The sequence below is a fragment of the Proteus sp. fly-1067 genome (assembly GCF_040139345.1).
In the GTDB taxonomy this organism is placed as follows: Bacteria; Pseudomonadota; Gammaproteobacteria; order Enterobacterales; family Enterobacteriaceae; genus Proteus; species Proteus vulgaris_B.
The window spans coordinates 149,679-167,988 of the sequence record NZ_JBEEUL010000008.1 but is presented as its reverse complement, the minus strand read 5'-3'; the positions used below and the strand labels follow the sequence as shown (position 1 = coordinate 167,988).

13 protein-coding genes are annotated in these 18,310 nt (G+C 35.5%); 8 read left to right on the top strand and 5 right to left on the bottom strand.

Annotation, left to right across the window (positions count from 1 at the left end; genetic code table 11):
- Positions 1 to 158 precede the first annotated feature (158 nt).
- On the top strand, positions 159 to 1,985 hold the full coding sequence (gene glmS / locus ABN217_RS12565; protein ID WP_164526885.1) for a glutamine--fructose-6-phosphate transaminase (isomerizing): 1,827 nt from the start codon (positions 159 to 161) through the stop codon (positions 1,983 to 1,985).
- A gap of 88 nt (positions 1,986 to 2,073) precedes the next feature.
- On the opposite strand, the gene ABN217_RS12560 is transcribed toward glmS, so the two are convergent.
- Both ABN217_RS12560 and ABN217_RS12555 read right to left on the bottom strand, forming a co-directional pair.
- Entirely contained in the window at positions 2,074 to 2,523 is a 450-nt protein-coding gene (locus ABN217_RS12560; RefSeq protein ID WP_197269725.1) for a DUF411 domain-containing protein, read from the bottom strand.
- A 493-nt stretch (positions 2,524 to 3,016) separates the two neighbouring features.
- Positions 3,017 to 3,424: a YgiW/YdeI family stress tolerance OB fold protein gene (locus ABN217_RS12555; RefSeq protein ID WP_231619374.1), complete on the bottom strand. Its 408-nt coding sequence runs from the start codon at positions 3,422 to 3,424 to the stop codon at positions 3,017 to 3,019.
- Positions 3,425 to 3,769: 345 nt separating this feature from the next.
- On the opposite strand from ABN217_RS12555, the gene satP reads away from it, so the two are divergent.
- On the top strand, positions 3,770 to 4,333 hold the full coding sequence (gene satP, locus ABN217_RS12550) for an acetate uptake transporter (RefSeq protein ID WP_072070516.1): 564 nt from the start codon (positions 3,770 to 3,772) through the stop codon (positions 4,331 to 4,333).
- 19 nt (positions 4,334 to 4,352) lie between these two features.
- Here satP and ABN217_RS12545 read toward each other — a convergent pair whose 3' ends face one another.
- From ABN217_RS12545 to ybiA, 3 genes are all read right to left on the bottom strand, one after another.
- A complete protein-coding gene (locus ABN217_RS12545; RefSeq protein WP_072070512.1) occupies positions 4,353 to 4,937 on the bottom strand; it encodes a rhomboid family intramembrane serine protease in 585 nt (194 codons plus the stop codon).
- Positions 4,938 to 5,024: 87 nt separating this feature from the next.
- Complete coding sequence (gene nagK, locus ABN217_RS12540) at positions 5,025 to 5,936, bottom strand: N-acetylglucosamine kinase (protein ID WP_196554667.1); 912 nt, start codon at positions 5,934 to 5,936, stop codon at positions 5,025 to 5,027.
- A gap of 157 nt (positions 5,937 to 6,093) precedes the next feature.
- Positions 6,094 to 6,645, bottom strand: coding sequence for a riboflavin biosynthesis intermediates N-glycosidase (gene ybiA / locus ABN217_RS12535; RefSeq protein WP_115351339.1), 552 nt, complete (start codon positions 6,643 to 6,645; stop codon positions 6,094 to 6,096).
- Positions 6,646 to 8,008: 1,363 nt separating this feature from the next.
- Here ybiA and ABN217_RS12530 point away from each other — a divergent pair.
- The 6 genes from ABN217_RS12530 (at position 8,009) to ABN217_RS12505 (ending at position 18,203) form a co-directional block, all read left to right on the top strand.
- Positions 8,009 to 8,407, top strand: coding sequence for a hypothetical protein (locus ABN217_RS12530; RefSeq protein ID WP_072070509.1), 399 nt, complete (start codon positions 8,009 to 8,011; stop codon positions 8,405 to 8,407).
- 171 nt (positions 8,408 to 8,578) lie between these two features.
- Positions 8,579 to 10,699 (top strand): UDP-forming cellulose synthase catalytic subunit, encoded by a 2,121-nt coding sequence (gene bcsA / locus ABN217_RS12525; RefSeq protein WP_072070508.1) that lies wholly within the window; start codon positions 8,579 to 8,581, stop codon positions 10,697 to 10,699.
- Positions 10,700 to 10,701: 2 nt separating this feature from the next.
- A complete protein-coding gene (bcsB, locus tag ABN217_RS12520; protein WP_196554666.1) occupies positions 10,702 to 13,053 on the top strand; it encodes a cellulose biosynthesis cyclic di-GMP-binding regulatory protein BcsB in 2,352 nt (783 codons plus the stop codon).
- 11 nt (positions 13,054 to 13,064) lie between these two features.
- Positions 13,065 to 16,766 carry a cellulose biosynthesis protein BcsC gene (locus ABN217_RS12515; RefSeq protein WP_349459480.1) on the top strand — a complete coding sequence of 1,234 codons (3,702 nt, stop codon included), beginning with the start codon at positions 13,065 to 13,067 and terminating at the stop codon, positions 16,764 to 16,766.
- A gap of 15 nt (positions 16,767 to 16,781) precedes the next feature.
- A complete protein-coding gene (bcsD, locus tag ABN217_RS12510; protein WP_115351337.1) occupies positions 16,782 to 17,252 on the top strand; it encodes a cellulose biosynthesis protein BcsD in 471 nt (156 codons plus the stop codon).
- Between the two features lie 39 nt (positions 17,253 to 17,291).
- Positions 17,292 to 18,203 (top strand): sensor domain-containing diguanylate cyclase, encoded by a 912-nt coding sequence (locus ABN217_RS12505; RefSeq protein WP_072070504.1) that lies wholly within the window; start codon positions 17,292 to 17,294, stop codon positions 18,201 to 18,203.
- The last annotated feature ends 107 nt before the right edge of the window (positions 18,204 to 18,310 follow it).

The window sequence follows — 18,310 nt, the reverse complement described above, 5'->3', positions numbered from 1 at the left end:
TTTAAGAGAAGGGCGTATATTTTATTAGCGCCCTTTTCTTGTACGCTATTATTCTAAAAACAAAAAATATCCCCGCTTTCTACAATGGCTTGGGGAACAAACCAATCAGGTATAAGACATCCAAGTGCGAATAAACGCACAGTTTTAGGAATAACACAATGTGTGGAATAGTAGGTGCAGTTGCACAACGCGATATCGCTGAAATCTTAATTGAAGGCTTGCGTCGTTTAGAATACCGTGGATATGACTCTGCGGGGTTAGCTGTTGTTGATAATGACTGCAAAATGACACGTTTGCGTGAAGCTGGCAAAGTACAAATGTTGGCTGATGAAGCAGAAAAAACACAAGTAATTGGTGGCACAGGTATTGCTCATACTCGTTGGGCAACACATGGTGAACCTTGTGAAGATAACGCTCATCCTCATGTATCTGGCACTATTGCTGTGGTACACAATGGTATTATCGAAAACTACCAAGAACTGAAAGCAGAATTAATTAAAAAAGGGTATCAGTTTGCCTCTCAAACAGATACCGAAGTTATTGCTCACTTGGTAAACTGGGAACAGCGCCAAGGTGGCACATTACGTGAAGTCGTACAGCGTGTTATTCCTCAATTACGTGGTGCTTATGGCACTGTAATTATGGATAGTCGCACACCAGAATTATTAGTCGCTGCTCGTTCTGGTAGCCCGCTGGTGGTAGGTCTTGGTGTAGGCGAAAACTTCCTTGCTTCTGACCAATTAGCATTATTGCCAGTGACTCGTCGCTTTATCTACCTTGAAGAAGGCGATATTGTTGAAATCACACGTCGTCATGTCCATATTTTTGATGTGAATGGCGAAGAAGTTAATCGTGATACGATTGAATCTAACGTTCAATATGATGCAGGTGATAAAGGTGTTTATCGCCACTATATGCAAAAAGAGATCTACGAACAGCCTCTGGCGATTAAAAACACCCTTGAAGGCCGTTTAAAATCAGATTCGATTGATCTGAGTGAGCTAGGCCCTAAAGCTGAAGAGATCTTATCTAAAGTTGAACACATTCAAATTGTAGCTTGTGGAACGTCTTATAATGCGGGTATGGTTTCTCGCTACTGGTTTGAGTCTCTAGCAGGTATTCCTTGTGATGTCGAAATAGCATCAGAATATCGCTATCGTAAACCGGCAACTCGCCGTAATAGCTTATTGATCACTTTATCTCAATCGGGTGAAACCGCTGATACGTTAGCTGCGCTACGTTTATCTAAAGAGTTAGGATATTTATCATCGCTGGCGATTTGTAACGTTGCTGGCTCTTCTTTAGTGCGTGAATCTGAATTTGTTTTAATGACTAAAGCGGGTGCTGAAATTGGTGTTGCATCAACTAAAGCGTTCACAACACAGTTAACAGTTCTATTAATGCTGGTGGCATATATGGGACGTATCAAAGGTGTTGCAACATTAGAGCACGACGTTTCAACTGCATTACATGCATTACCAAGCCGTATTGAAAGCATGTTGTCGAAAGATAAAGTGATTGAAGCCTTAGCTGAAGATTTTTCGGAAAAAAGCCATGCTTTATTCTTAGGTCGTGGCGACCAATACCCGATTGCGGTAGAAGGTGCATTAAAGCTAAAAGAGATCTCTTATATTCATGCTGAGGCATATGCTGCTGGTGAATTAAAACACGGCCCATTAGCATTAATTGATGCAGATATGCCCGTTATCATTATTGCGCCAAATAATGAATTATTAGAAAAATTGAAATCTAATATCGAAGAAGTACGAGCACGTGGTGGTTTACTGTATGTATTTGCTGATCAAGATGCGGGCTTTGAAGAAAATGAAACAATGAAGTTAATTTCTTTACCTCACGTTGAAGAGCTTATTGCGCCAATTTTCTATACCGTACCATTACAGTTATTGTCTTATCATGTTGCGTTAATTAAAGGCACCGACGTAGACCAACCTCGTAACTTGGCTAAATCAGTAACGGTTGAATAAGTCATACGTTAATTACGTTATCGTTTAAAACCCAGTTAGGCATAACAGTCTAATTGGGTTTTTTTGTTCTTATAAAACAACATTACAGTTAGTTGTAAGACTTAAACAAAGATTGTGTACCTGACTTATCAAAGGCAATAACTTGGTAAGGTTCTTTGTAATCACCTGCATACATACCTAAACTTCCAGCTGGCATACCAGCAACCGCAATACCAGATTTAGATTTATCTACTAAGTCGATATTTTTTAAACTATCGACAGGAATATGTCCAATTAAGTCCTTACCTTGGTAAGTCGCTAAGTGGCAACTTAATAAATTATTTGGCACGCCTGCTTGTTGATATTTTTCCATTAATTGAGTTTCTGAAACAATATTCACTTTGACATTAAAGCCAGCCTCTTTCACACCATCAGCCCATAAAGTACAGCATCCACAACTATCTGTTTTATAAACCTCCACAACATTATGATTAGAAGCATAAGCTGTACTTGTAAAAGCAGAGATTGCAATAATAGAAGGCAGTAATAACTTTTTCATTGTTCATTCCTTTCATTAAATTGATAGATGAGACAATAATCTTTCCCCCTACAGGAAGGTCAATTTAATAAAGGTATAAACACGTAGAGTTTTGTAAAAGAATATTTATATAAAACAAAGATATAAATAACACTACGTTTATTCTTTTCTTAATGTATTTAGGCGTATTAGTTGATATAAAAAGAAAAAAGCCTGCATAGCAGGCTAAAAATGGAGAAAACAGGGTAAACATAGAGTTAGGATGTAAACGATTATGAGGGTATTTCATTAGTTAAATCACCTCTTGCGAAGAGTGATTGTGCTTTAACTGGTATTAAGTATAAACCTAAGCTTAACTTGAGGTTAAAGCGGATAAATTTGTATAAGGTGTACAATTTTATTGATTGAATTTGAAAAATGAAAAATAGAAACAAAAAAAGCCAATTTATTCAAATAATTGGCTTTTTTAAAAAGATATACTGGTTGGCTTTAGATACAAATTATTTGATGTTAATTATTTAATAATTGTAACTTGTTTTACATCGATCTCAGTACTTGTCCACTCTTTATCTACTTTACCTTCAATTCTGACGGTATTATCTGGGGTGACTGTTTGTCCGCGCCATCTTTTATTATCAATATCTACATTGATACCGCCGGTGCTATCTTCAAAAACATATAGCTCATCACCAATTTTTTTTGTGATTTTACCCGTTAAGATAACCCACGTGTCATCAGAAAGATCTTTTGCTTTAGCAACCGTGGTTTCACTAATAGAAGGGCCTTTAAATCCACCTTGTTGAGTTGGTGCTTGAATAGAACCTTGAAAACCACCTTGGTGTGTTGTATTTGCTTGAGATGCAAACGCTAACGTACTACCAATTAATAAAACTAGAATTTTTTTCATAACAAGCTCTCTTATAGATTAATAATACAACTAATTATTGTGTGAGATTTTATTTCATTTTCATGTATAAAACCGCATATTAAGGTAAATATCAGTATTAATATATCAACTGATTGATATTACCTTTAAATTATAGGTCTTTATTTCTCTTTGTGTTTTTTATTGATATAAGCATCTATCACTAAATACTTCTTTTCTCTAAGTTAAATCAACTGGTTATTTACCCTTAGTCTCAGTGCTGGCGATTATTCAAAAATATACCCTTCGGGATCATTGTTTTTAGACGTATTACCTCTTATTATCCAGCGCCTTCAAATTTTTTTTAATTTTCCCCTATTATTTTTAGAGGTTTTAGGTTTTATGACTAACGAACGCATTGCCAATCCGGGTCCATTAGGTTTAATGGGTTTTGGTATGACAACGATTTTGTTGAACATACATAATGCCGGTTTTTTCCCTGTTGTCTCTGTCATTATGAGTATGGGAATTTTTTATGGTGGGATCGCACAAGTTATTGCTGGTATTTTTGAGTTCAAAAAAGGTAATACTTTTGGCGCAACCGCATTTACCTCTTATGGTTTCTTTTGGATAACATTAGTGGGAATTTGGTTATTACCCGTAATGGGCTTGAGTGAACCCACAACCCCTGTCTTTTTAGGTGTCTTTTTAGCATTATGGGGAATATTTACCTTTTTCATGTTTATTGGCACATTAAAAGCCAATAGAGCATTACAGTTTGTTTTTTTAAGCCTGACAATTTTATTTGCTCTACTGGCAATAGGAAATATCACTGGTAATGCATTAATTTTAAAAATTGCCGGCTTTGAAGGTATTATTTGTGGCGCCAGTGCTTTTTACCTAGCAATGGCTGAAGTATTAAATGAGATGTATGGCAGAACAATATTGCCAATTGGTCACAAGTAACCGCTTTATAAAGAAGTGGCTATTTAGCCACTTCTATTACTTGGCTTTTTCGTCGTACTAATTTTCTTGCACACCATGCATAAAATAATCCTGCAACTACACCTGCAATATGTGATTCAGTCGATACACCTAATTGACCCGGAATTAAACCATAGGCCATTGATCCATAATAAAATAGAACAAAAAGGGCAATGACAATATCGATAATTTTACGTCGAGTAAAAGCGTGAGCAATCAATAAAGACCATAATCCAAAGATCCAGCCACTTGCGCCCACATGAATAGCACTTCGCCCAAAAATCCAAACCAACAAACCACTTACGATAATAATAAATAAGCTTGATAAAACATATTCTCGTAAAGATTGTGTCATGGATAAAAAACTAAGAATAAGAAGAGGAAGTAGATTACTAAAAAGGTGAGACCAAGAGCCATGTACAAAAGGGGCGATAAATATACCAATTAATCCTTCTCCTGTTCTTGGAATAATTCCCCATTGAAGAAGTGAAATCGGCAATAGAGAGCCAATTAATTGAAGTAGGATTAATGTGATAGTTAATCCACCAAGAAAGGTTAATCTTTTTTTAAACCAAATCTTATCCATAACCATAGCCTTAATACAGAGTGACGTAGATAAAATCGTTTTGATAGAAGAGCCTTTAATAAAAGAAGAAAGGCTCTTTTTTGTTTATCAGTCTAATAAATTAAGGCAAGCAGCTCCACGGGCGCCACCTGCATCACCGTGACGCGCTTTTTCTATTGCTGGAATTTGCGCATTTCCATAGACACAGTGTGAAAGATATTCAGGAAATTGGTCATACAGTGCATTAAATTGTGATAATCCACCACCAATAACAATTAAATGTGGATCAAGTACAGTCAGAATATTACTAAGGTAAATCGCAAGTACTTTCATATAACGATCAACGTGTTCTTCTGTTTTCTTATCCCCAGCATAATATTGCTCAACGATATCAACAGCTCTTTGTGGTGCATGATTGAAAGCTTTATACATACGTTCAAAGCCTCGGCCTGATAAATAAGTTTCAAAACACGCTTTTTTACCACAACCACAGATAATTTTTGGCATCGTATCGCCTATGACATTATCTGCATCAACATTTAAATTCATATGGCCAATTTCACCAGCAATGCCATTTTTTCCAGAAAGCACTTTACCATCAACAACAAAACCACCACCGACTCCTGTACCTAAAATAAGGCCAAGTACGGAAGGATAATGACGAAATTCAGGATCCCACGCTTCGGATAAGGCAAAACAGTTGGCATCATTTTCAACTTTAACGGGCCTATTGAGTATATGTGCAAGATCATGAACCATAGGTTTGTATTTGGCAGCTGGAACATTGGTGGTAAACACTGTTCCTTCTTTTGCATTTACAATGCCTGGCACACCTACGCCGATTTTTCCTTTGCATCCTAATTCGTTGTCAGCTTCTAAAGTTAGTTCCTTAAAAACATTCAATAATGCCTGATAGTCATTTTTAGGTGTAGGAACACGTTTTTGCCATACTTGAGTCAGATCTTTATCAAAAACGGCAAGCTCAATTTTTGTGCCGCCCATATCAAAACCATAATACATATCAGTCTCTTAATTATTCTGTAAATATTATTTATAGTAACAACAAGATTGTTGCTACCGTGCCATTTCTATTTCAGTCAATATTTAAGTTATCTCTACTGTTTATATACACTAGGTAATAAATAACAGTGATTGGTGACAGTTGAGTTTTTTTTACCTATTGATGACTGCCTTCCATTAAAACACTACGTACTTTCATTAGAGCAAACCCTAATAAATTTAATCCATTCCATAAAAGGGGATTACTGATCTCTTTGTCTTGTTCACTTAAACCTACTCCCCATATCTTATCAACGGGGCTTGCTTCCACAAGCACACGATTGCCTGTGGAAATTAAAAAAGTACCCAATGCATTATTTTGAGAAAATTTGGCGATATTGGCTCGAATAACGATATCCATGCGTTGTTGTTCCCAAATTTCTTGGCTAAATCCTTTTACTTCTCGACCAAGTGCTTTAGCTGTACCTGGATTTGATGTTGCAATAATACGCTCTCGTATTTCTATATCATTAAAAAGCTTTGCTTTCTCAGCCATCATATAGTGTTCAGCACTGATATAACGAACATCATCTAAGATAAAAGGTGCTGGATACCATTGGCTAAAGCAACTTTTTGTGACTTCATTTGTTTTATTTCTGTGCCCCCAAAAGTAAACAAATTTTATTTTCTTACCTGTACGGAAATCTTTCTTTAATTGTTCTAAATCCATTTTCTTTCCATTATCACGAAGGCTTTTTGTTTATCTAATAAAGATAGCATAGAAGTAAAGAAGGATAGAGTGCCTTTTCGTGATTCTGTGAGAAGGTGAAGCGATTCCGCTATTTGATCATATTGATATAATTAAACGTCTTATTTTGATTAGTTTCTATCAAATGATAAAAAAAATAGAACTTAAACCCGTAGGATTGTTCTTAAAAGAAAACATCTAAAAAGTATATTATTTTATATGGTTACATAAAAAGATTGTCTCAAAATGACATTATCTTATTAGTATAAAGATGTAGTTGATTAAGTATTTTTAATATAAAAAAATATAATTATTGGTATTTATACTAATTATTGGTATATATAACTATTGTTTTAATTATTTAATATAAAATTCAATTGGTTGTGTTTATTGTGGCGTGTTTTTTCATTGTTACATTTATAATTTGAACTAAATCACGCTTGTTGGTTTGTTAAGCTAAATTAACAATATTGTTTTAGGTGTAAAATATAACCAAGTTAATTATCCTGAAATACAGGTTATTCTTAGTAGTATTTACTATAAGTAAATAGTGATAATACTCATAGTTAGATAATCTATTTTTGTCTATTTTACTAGGGTGTTTTTTCTAAAACTTAATCAACTCTGATGTATTTAATTTTTTTTCAATAAAAATAGCCCATCTTAATATGATAAAAAGCAATAAATTCACCTTTTGAGTGTAAAAAAGAAATCATTTTTGATAATGATCAATATGCATTAATAATATTTAACATTTTTTATGCTCTTTTTTAGAGAATAATTTTAATTAGAATATGAAGATTTTTTTAATTTGATCTTGAAAGGTTCTTTAGTTTTTAGAGTAAATAATATTACTTAATGATTATTTTAGAATTTTATTTTTATAAAATTTATACAAATTGTTATTAGTTAATACTAGTTATTATCTGGTTTTTAATCGTGTTTTTTTGGGTAAAAAAGACGCTATTTTTGATGATAACAATAAATGCTAAATTAAGTAGAAATACCCGTTTTTTGGAAGTGAAAATGAGTAAAGCTTAAATTTTTACGCTTTTTTTGATGTTGTATTTTTGATTGAAATAATTATACAATTTAAATTAAATAATCATTGCTCTAAATTAGATGGTGTTTATTTGAAATTAAAAAAGTCAGTATTTATAAGATTAATTAACCCTACATAGCTGATGTTCATTAATTGATAGTTTAATAAGAGTTTAAATGTGGATTTATAAATATATATTTAAACTTATTTTAATTTTATCTCTAAGGATCACACACTCTTATTTTGTATGAGCATCAAATTATTGAACAAGATTTTAAGTGCTGTTATTAAAGGGGCCACACTATGTATGATGATATAAGTAATTTAAAAGATAAGTTTCAGGAGGATGCTTTTGCTTTTCAAGAGTTTTCTTCCTCTGTAACACAAGATGTTGATAATAAAATAGAACCAATAATTATAAGTAATAAAGATAATAATAAAATCAGTAATTTAAGTAATAATACGTTTTCAGAAACTTCACTTTCTGTGAAAAACGAACTAAAACAACCTATTACTGTTTCGCCAACTCCTTCTTATCACCAGGATGCTTTAGTTGTTAAAGCAAAGAAAGACAATTTAATTAAGAGTAAGAAAAATTTGTTAGCAGATAATAAAATATTTGATAGCAAAGAAACAGATAGAGTTCATGCACATGAAAATATATCATTAAAAGATATATTGTCATTTATTGCCTCTGTTTAATTCAAATAAGTAACACTCTTTGTATAAATAAATAATATTGACTGGTGTCAATTTTTAGCCATTGTTATTTTATTTTTTAAGCTAGGTTTATTTCTTTTCGATATTTATTTATATCGACGGGCAACCTTTGTCTTAAGAAAAGATCTATGGCGATGACAAAGGTATGGGTTTATGAATAAAATATTTAAAACATTAATTACGGCTTTCTTATTGATAACAATGTTTTCACTTATTGTTATGCCAATGAGTGCCGAACAACAATATATATTCGGCATTATCAATATATTGTTGTTATTTGTTATCGGCTTTAAAAAATCAAAAAAACGATTGTTAACAATGGTTTTTATATCGTTGTTGATGTCAACACGTTATCTTTACTGGCGTGCAACGAATACCCTTAATTTTAATACAACTATTGAAGCTGTTTTAGGTAGTGGCTTATTTATGGCTGAGATTTATTCTTGGATTATTTTGGTCTTAGGATATTTCCAAACATCATGGCCATTAAATAGAAAAATAGCTCCTTTACCTAAAGATATTTCTCAATGGCCAACCGTTGATATTTATATACCAACATATAATGAAAGCTTAGATGTGGTACGTGATACGGTTTTAGCCGCACAGGCTATCGATTACCCTCAAGATAAAATGAAAGTGTATATCCTAGATGATGGTAGTCGCGAAGAGTTTAAACAATTCGCTGGTGATGTGGGCGTAACTTATATTGAACGTGAAGTTCATGATCATGCCAAAGCAGGTAATTTAAATCACGCAATGGGATTAACTGATGGTGAACTAATTTGCGTTTTCGATTGTGACCATATTTCAACACGTATTTTCTTGCAAGCAACGGTCGGTAGTTTCCTTGAAGATCCTAAATTAGCGCTTATTCAAACACCACACTATTTTTATTCTTCAGATCCATTTGAACGTAATTTAAGTGCAGCTAAAGATGCACCACATGAAGGCGCACTTTTCTATGGCCCAGTACAGCGTGGTAATGACAACTGGAATGCGACATTCTTCTGTGGCTCATGTGCGGTTATGCGTCGTAGTGCGCTTGAAGAAATCGGTGGTATTGCCGTTGAAACAGTAACAGAAGATGCCCACACAGCACTGAAATTACAGCGTCTAGGTTGGAACTCTGCATTTATTGATATTCCTTTAGCCGCAGGTCTTGCAACAGAACGTTTAGCATTACATGTTAACCAACGTATTCGTTGGGCGAGAGGAATGACACAAATATTCCGCGTTGATAATCCAATGTTAGGCCGTGGTTTAACATTTCCTCAGCGCCTATGTTATCTCAATGCCATGCTCCATTTTCAGTACGGTTTGCCTCGCATTATCTTTTTGACTGCGCCGTTACTGTTTATGTTATTTAACCTCAATATTATTGCTTCATCTGCCAGCATGATATTCGCCTATGCATTGCCACATTTAATCATGTCGGTTTATGTAAACTCAAAAAATATCGGTAAATATCGTTATTCTTTCTGGGGTGAAATTTATGAAACTGTTATGGCTTTTAGCTTGGTTTTACCTACGCTACTCAGCTTAGTTTCACCAAAATTAGGTAAATTCAACGTAACAGATAAAGGTGATTTACTAGATAAAAGCTATATGGATTACCTCACTGTACGCCCTTTGATTATTACTGCTCTCCTTTTAATCACAGGTATTTCATGGGTCGTTATTCGTTATTTATTAAACGATTTCCAAGGTATTGATCCCCTGGTTATTGTTTTAAACCTGACTTGGGCAACTTACAGCTTATTTATCATTCTTGCATCGATTGCTGTCGGTAAAGAGACTCGCCAAATTCGTAAACATACTCGAATTAAAGCCTCTCTTCCTATTACATTACATTTTGATGATGGTGCGGAATTAAGTACTACCACTGAAGATATTTCAATGGGTGGAGTTCGTATCGCAGTGAATAAAATGGCGGAACTACGCCAACGCAATGTCACATCAATCACTTTAAATGTTCAACGTGATGAGGTTTCAGTTCCTGCTGAAATGGTTAGTTTAGAAAACAATCAATTACGCCTTGAATTCTTACCTATCAATTTAAATGTTCGCCGTAAATTAGTGCGCATTATCTTTGGTCGTGCAGATGCATGGATCCATCAAACGGATTACAAAGATAAACCTTTTAAAGAATTGGCAGGTATTACGCGTTGTATTTTTGAATTGTTCTTTGGTCGTCGTCAAAAAGTAAAACCAGTGGCAACAAGAACCAAAGCAAAAACTTCACTCTCTGTGCAATCTATTAACGGAGATGACTAAGCATGAAAAAGAAACTGACATTAATGCTAAGCCTGACTGCTATGGCGATTGCGAGTATTAACTTATCTCAAGCTGCGACTGGTATGTTAGAACTCGGCGGTGAAATTTTGCCTGACCCAACTTCTTATACTCAATCACCAGTGCAACAAAATGCCAATAATCCTATCCAAATGGGAGATGTAGCATTATCAGAAGCTCGTAATATCGAAGAGCAATTAACGTTGGCACAGATGGGAAACCCATCGCCTATCGTATTATCAGGAAGAAGACTACTTTCTGGTGTGACTTTTAATATGGCGAATGATTTATTTATTGATAGCGCCACACTAACAATGAAAGTGAAAGCATCTCAAGAATTAGTTCAATCAGATCAAACACTTCATTTAATGTTAAATGGTCAACCTATGGGATTTCTGCCGTTAGAAGAAGGTGGACAAGAGCATGAGTATGTTTTAGAAATCCCCGAAATGATGTTGACGAATGTGAATAATCTGAGTTTCCGTTTAGCAAGTCGTGATGCATTAGATGAAAATCAATGCACACCACCATTAACTGAAGGGCTTAGTCTCGTTATTTCACCTGATTCATCATTAGATTATCGAGGTCGTTGGATTAATGGCGGGTACAGTCTGGAACGATTGCCCCTACCGTTCTTTGATCCCGACAGAATGACAGCGACCTCGTTACCTATCATATTGTCTGATAAACCTGACGATGCAGAGGTAACTACAGCTGCGATTGCAGCATCATGGTTTGGTAGTTTTAGTCATGATATTAAGCAAGTTGATTTACCAGTTCTAATGAACCAATTACCTGAAAGTGACGGTATTTTAGTTGGTTACTCAGGACAAACTATTGCAGGTATTACTTTACCTTCAGGAAATAGTGGGCAATTAACGATTGTTGATAACCCCGTTGATCCTGTTTTCAAATTATTACTGATCAGTGGTGATAATGAGAAATCATTACGCCAAGCAGTATGGGCGCTAAATAACGGTAAATTGCCACAAAACGATCACTTAGTTGTGCCTTCTCAAACATTGGCTGTGCGAAATGATTACGATGCACCACGTTGGTTGAATACCAATAAACCGGTCACATTGGGTCAAATTGCTAATGGTAGCGATGATTTCTCGCGTCAAGGTATTAACCATGCGCCGAATCAGTTTTCATTTCGTGTCTCACCCGATCTTTTTTGGTGGGATGGTGATGCGTTACCTTTAGAATTGAAATATGTTTTCCCTCATTCAGATAAGCTTAATAGCCGTCGTTCTTCATTGATTGCTTCTTTGAATAATCAATTCTTAGGTGCGCTATATCCAGCACGTTCAGAGCCTTTAGGCATGTTAAGACAATGGTTAGGTATGGAGAGTGAACAGCAAAATAGCACCCTCTATTTAAACCCTCGTCAAATTTATAGTCAAAATCAATTGCAGTTTTATTTTGATTTACGTGAGCCGGATGATTCTCCTTGTATTTTAACGGATGGTAGTAGCTTGATTAGCCAAATTGATCCGCAATCAACGCTACAATTTAAAAATACTTGGCACTATTCAAGAATGCCGAACTTGGCGTATTTTTCAGGGGCTTCATTCCCATTTAGTCGCCGTGCTGATTTTTCACAAACTACACTGCTATTACCTGAAAATCCGACAACAGAAGAGCTTTATACCTTAGTCAATTTAATGGCGAGATCAGGTTATTCCACGGGTACACCGGTTTCTCATACTTCTGTTTTCTTAGGGGCTAAAGCGCTAGAGAAAAATAACCTTTCTCAACAAGATATATTAGCAATTGGCTCATTAAGCAGTGACGGTTTTTTACCAGCTCGTTTTTCACAACAGGCATTCTCTTTTTTAAATAAAAATATCGAGATCAAATCACAATCATTGCTTGAAAAAGCGAAAGGCTGGATTGCGGGTGATTATTTATCTCAAAGTGGTGATGCAGCTAATTATCTCTCTTCCGTGAACAACTGGCGTGGCATGGTGAGTTTTATCTCACCTTGGGCGAGCGATAGAGTTGTCGTATTAGTGACTGCTAAAGGTAATGATTCGATAAAGACCATTATCAACGATTTAAATTTAGCTGAAATAAATGCAGCCATTAAAGGCGACATCACTCTGATTAGTGGTAAAGACACAGTAAGAAGTTTCCATTTAGGCGAACACTTCTCTCAAGGTGACTTACCTTTATTACAACAATTCCTTTGGTATAGCTCTAGGCATGTGTATTTGCTTGGTCTTTTAGCTGTTGGTTTTTGTGCGTTGACGGGCTTAGTGACTTATTACTGGTTACAACGTCGTTCAACTCGTCGTTTACATCAGATATCACAGCATCGTTCAGGTAAATAGGAGTATATGGGATGAAAAACCACGCACTTAACATCATCGTTAAAGTTATTTATGCAGGTTGTATTTTAGGCGCTTCAAGCCAAGTACAAGCCACGGCGAATGATGTAAATACAACAGCTACTGATCCAAATATTGTAAGCTCTCTTATTGAACAAGCTAATTATTGGCACGGTAGAGCGCATGATGCGCGTGCAGTAGAAGCACTGCAAAAAGTGTTGATTATGGAAAGTAATAACCAAGACGCTTTATATTTAATGGCGTTCTTTACAGCACAGCAAGGGAATGAAAAGCAAGCGACCTATTGGCGGGAAAAACTTGCACAAGTCGCACCGCAAGATCCGCGTATTGAAGGATTAAAGAATATCCGATCATCACAATTTAGTGATCAACAATTAGGTTATGCCAGGGAATTGGCAAAGAAAGGGCAGCATGAAGAAGCGATAAAAGCGTATCAACGTTTATTTGTTAGTAGTGAGCCACCAGAAACACTGGCATTAGAATATTATCAGACTATGGCTGGTGTGCCTGCAATGTTGCCACAAGCTATTTCAGGGCTAAAACAACGAGCTGCATTAATGCCTGATAATAAAGAAACACAAAGAGCGTTAGGGCTGACGCTAACTTATAACGAAGAAACTCGTCGTGAAGGGATAACAATTTTAGGTAATGTTTCAGGCGATGAGTCAGCAAAAAAAGGCCTTCGCCAAGCACTGTTATGGCTGAATGTCCGCCCTGATGATGAGGTGTTATATAAAACCTATTTACAAGCAAATCCGAATGATAAAGCTGTTGCTGAACATTTCCAAGGCGCTATTCAAGGTAATGCACGTCAAGCTGGTTATACCGCTTTAAATAAAGGCAAATTGAAAGAAGCAGAAGGTTATTTTAAACAAGCATTAGCAGCAGATAATAATGATGCACAAGCATTAGCAGGGTTAGGTTATACCGCATTACGTTCGGGTGATTTAGCAACAGGTCAGCGCTTATTAAATCAAGCTGCACAATCAGGTGGCGAGCAGGGCAGTAAATGGAAGCAACAAGCGGAAGATGCTGGTTTCTATGCACAACTACGTGATGCGCAACAACGTGCTAAACAAGGAAATATTCAACAGGCACTTGATAAATTAGCCCCTTTAACGGGCGCATCAGGTGAGAAAGGATTATCCGCTAATTTGCTACAAGCTGATTTATTACGTAAACAAGGTAATTTACCTGCTGCGCACCAATTATTAGCCGGTCTTTATCAACAAAATAGTCGTAATGAAAAAGTCATTTCAGCTTACTACTATTTATTGGTTCAGGAAGGACAAAATACGAAAGCAGAGCAATTACTGGCTCAACAATCAGCCTCTTTACGTCAAAAACTTACCGCAAATACAGATCCTTCAGAGACATTACGTCGTGAAGCACAAAAAGCGTTAGAAAATGGTAATCGTGTTCAAGCAAGACAATTGCTGACACAAGCACAACGTAAAAATCCACAAAATAACTGGGTTTATCTTGATTTAGCTCGTTTAATGGCTGCTGATGGTGATAGTACTGGCGCAAAAAATATTATTTCACAATTGCAAAATCGTAAAACAAGAGACACGGATTATGTCGCTTCTCTATTTTATGTTGAGCAAAAAGAGTGGGATAAAGTTTTTAATTTGCTAAGTAGTCATAACCAACAGACAGAAGCTGAGAAAGAGTTATTACAGCGCGCTCGTTTTCATCGTCAACTTGCGCAAGCAGAGCATTATCGCCAAGCTGGTAATCTAGTTGCTGTACGTAATACCTTACGTCCTTTAATTAACCAAGTTGCTGATTATCCAAATGATGTAGGTGAATTAGCGGAACGATTGGTAAGCAGTGGATTAAACGATGAAGCGTTGCAGTTAGTTGAAAATGATATTGCCAAAGGCACTAAAGGATCTGTAGGTAACTATGCAGGTCATATCAATGTTCTCAATGAATTAGGTCGTTATACACAAGCATCTAGCTTGATTAATGATCCGGCATTGCAACAAGAAACACCAATTGTTGAGAAGAAACGCTTAGAGGTAGCTACCAAAGTTGCGCAAGCTGATAACTTACGTGAAAAAGGTGAAATTAAAGCGGCTTATGACACATTGGTTGTCGCGTTAAAATCATCCCCTAATGATCCTGATTTATTAATGGCATTAAGTCGTGTTTATTTAGCGCAATCTATGCCTGAACAGTCGGATAAAATTCTCTCTTATTTGGAAAAAGAGCAAGGAAAAGATACTAAATTAATTCAAGCTCAAATAGAAGTTGCATTAGCGCAACAAGATGGCCGAAAAGCACAGCAGCTATTGCAACAAATTCCGTCTTCTTCACAACCTGCTTATTTATTACAAGCAGCACAAATAGCGCAATTAAACGGTGAAAACCGTAAAGCTTTAACCTTGTTACGCAGTGCACAATGGCAAAACACTGATGATCGTGTATTGAATACATCTGCGGGTCAATTACGCGCATTAGAGAGCGATAATACAGCCATAGCAGGTTCTATCTATGAACGTAAAGAGATGGCATCTGTTCAACGTTCTATCCGTGAATTAGAAGAAAAAGTTTCACCGTGGGTACAAGGCGGTGTTGCTGTGCGCCATCGCAATGGTGATAAAGGATTATCTAATGTCACTGAAATTTCTGCACCAATCAGTATTTCAAGTGTTCCAGGAGAAGAGTTCCGCTGGGAATTTAATGTAACTCCAGTTTCTATGACGAGTGGCTCAGTTTCTGGTGAGAGAGCAAATCGCTTTGGTACAGGACAGCTTCAACATGCTGAACGCTTTGCTAAGAATAGTGATAACCATGACGAGAAAAACAAAATTAATGCCGACGAAGCCGGTAGCCAACGTGCTTCTGGTGTTGAATTAGGACTGCGTTTATCTGACAAGAATGTCAGCTTTGATGTTGGCTCAACACCATTAGGCAAAGATACGGCAACGGTTGTCGGTGGTCTCACATATTCACCTAAAATTGGCCAAAATGGGCAATTAACACTGACTGCAGAGCGCAGAGCCATCAAAGATAGTCTACTTTCTTATATGGGACGCACCGATCCTATGACGGGTGAAAGCTGGGGTCGTGTAACACGTAATGGTGCCAAAGCTCAATATGCTTGGGATGATGGAAAAGTTGGCGCTTATGTCGGGGGCGGTTTTTATAACTATGAAGGTAAAAGTGTTGCGAGTAATGATGAAGTGAAAGCATGGATGGGGTCTTACGCTAAGTTCTATAAAGATGACCAACAAGAAGTGAAAGCCGGTGTGCATGTTGATTATATGAACTTTAGAAATAACCAAAATAACTTCTCATTGGGGCATGGTGGTTACTTTAGTCCACAAGATTATGTTTCTGTCTCATTACCTGTTGCTTATACCCGCCGTTTTGAAAAAGGTGAAGTGTCCTTAAATGGTGCAATAGGTATACAAAGTTACAAACAAAAAGGCAGTGATTATTTTCCAACACATAGTTATATGCAAGACGCCTTAAATAAACATAACGCGAGCGATCCTCGAATTAAATCTCGTTATGAAGAAAAAGACGAAACAAATATTACTTACAGATTAGGTTTAGACGCGAAATATTATTTAAATAAAGAAACCGAGTTAGGTGTCAGCTTATCGCATGATACATCCGGTGATTATGCTGAAGATAATATGTGGTTACACCTAAAATATACTCCAGACTTTCTGTCTAAATAATTAAGGAAACAAACAATGAATAAGCATGACAGTGATATCTTACAATTACCTTTTGAAAGTGGCTGGCAAGATCTAACTCAATTATTATTTTTTCAAGTATTAAATGACAATGATATTTCAACTGCCGAAAGTAAATTAAGAAATATTGGTAAAGATATTGCCTTACGCTACCCTTTACCAGAAAGTGAAAATATTCAATTACTTGAATCACATATTAATCGCGTATTAACGTTATTCAAATGGGGTTTTGTCACCATATCTCCTGCAATGAGTGAGCTTTTATTAGTGCACTGTGCATGGCCTCATTTTACGCAAAGCCAAGATGACGTTCAGTGGCGTGTTGCAAGTGCTGGTGTATTAGAAGGGTTATATGAGGGGTGGTTAACTCATCAAGGTGGTAATGCAAAAATGCAAGTACATCGTCAATCTACTGATGCTAAAGATGTCTTTATTTTTCGCTATGCACATAATTCATCAGCTGAATAATAATATATATGCTTTATTGATGAGCATCGGAGGTCAAAAATGAATGAAATGATATTTAATGATGATAATTCTAAATGCTTATTAATAAAGCAGTTTACTAATAATGTTTTTATGATGTTAGTAACTGATATTAATGGCACTATAGTTTATGCTAATGAAAAATATTGTGAATTTAATAACGTTCATTTTGAAAATATAAAAGATAAAAAATACAACTTATTTTATTTAATTGATAAGAATCAAATCAATTATTGTGTAAACGGTAATAATGATAATAAAGGTGTTTATCGATTAGAAGCAAAGAGAAATAATGAATCTCAACAAGAAGTATGGGAAGATATTAGTATTATTCCTGTATTTGATAAAGATAATTTAATTTCTCATTATGTATTTATTAGTTTGGATATTACTGATAAAGTAGAGTTAAGAAATGAGTTATTTAGTAAAAGTTATATCGACTCATTAACCGGAATATCAAATCGATTAAGTATTGTTGAAAAAATTGAAAATGAGCGATTAAATATTTCACATCCATCTTCATTTTGTCTTGGTATTATTGATTGTGACAAATTTAAAGCAATTAATGATCAGTTTGGGCATCATGCCGGTGATAAAGTATTGTGTGAAATATCAAAGCGATTATCACAATTAGAAAACAGCGAAGTTTATTGTGGCCGACTTGGCGGTGATGAATTTGCTGTGCTTTTCCCTAAAGGATTACGTTCTTGTTCAGTGATTCTATTAGAAATAATAGAATCACTTTGGAAATCAATGGAAAAGCCAATAAATATTAATTCAGACTATATGTTAACGCCTTCTATTAGCTTAGGTATTGCCGAATATCCTAAAGACGGAAAAACATTATCTGAATTATTAAAATCTGCAGATGAAACACTTTATTCCATAAAAGAAATGGGTGGTAATAAATACGGATTTTATTCTGGGTTTTAAATAGAAAATTTTTAAATAAAGATATAAAAAATAATATTATCTCTTTTTAATTAAAGAGAGGTAACTATATATTTTAAATGTATCTGGTTTTTATAATGAAATATAAA

Bases quoted from the DNA above. Each gene is read 5' to 3' on its own strand.
- ABN217_RS12560 (WP_197269725.1), bottom strand. From the start codon at position 2,523: ATGAAAAAGTTATTACTGCCTTCTATTATTGCAATCTCTGCTTTTACA.
- satP (WP_072070516.1), top strand. From the start codon at position 3,770: ATGACTAACGAACGCATTGCCAATCCGGGTCCATTAGGTTTAATGGGT.
- bcsB (WP_196554666.1), top strand. From the start codon at position 10,702: ATGAAAAAGAAACTGACATTAATGCTAAGCCTGACTGCTATGGCGATT.
- ABN217_RS12505 (WP_072070504.1), top strand. From the start codon at position 17,292: ATGAATGAAATGATATTTAATGATGATAATTCTAAATGCTTATTAATA.
- ABN217_RS12530 (WP_072070509.1), top strand. From the start codon at position 8,009: ATGTATGATGATATAAGTAATTTAAAAGATAAGTTTCAGGAGGATGCT.
- ABN217_RS12515 (WP_349459480.1), top strand. From the start codon at position 13,065: ATGAAAAACCACGCACTTAACATCATCGTTAAAGTTATTTATGCAGGT.
- ybiA (WP_115351339.1), bottom strand. From the start codon at position 6,645: ATGGATTTAGAACAATTAAAGAAAGATTTCCGTACAGGTAAGAAAATA.
- bcsA (WP_072070508.1), top strand. From the start codon at position 8,579: ATGAATAAAATATTTAAAACATTAATTACGGCTTTCTTATTGATAACA.
- ABN217_RS12545 (WP_072070512.1), bottom strand. From the start codon at position 4,937: ATGGATAAGATTTGGTTTAAAAAAAGATTAACCTTTCTTGGTGGATTA.
- bcsD (WP_115351337.1), top strand. From the start codon at position 16,782: ATGAATAAGCATGACAGTGATATCTTACAATTACCTTTTGAAAGTGGC.
- glmS (WP_164526885.1), top strand. From the start codon at position 159: ATGTGTGGAATAGTAGGTGCAGTTGCACAACGCGATATCGCTGAAATC.
- nagK (WP_196554667.1), bottom strand. From the start codon at position 5,936: ATGTATTATGGTTTTGATATGGGCGGCACAAAAATTGAGCTTGCCGTT.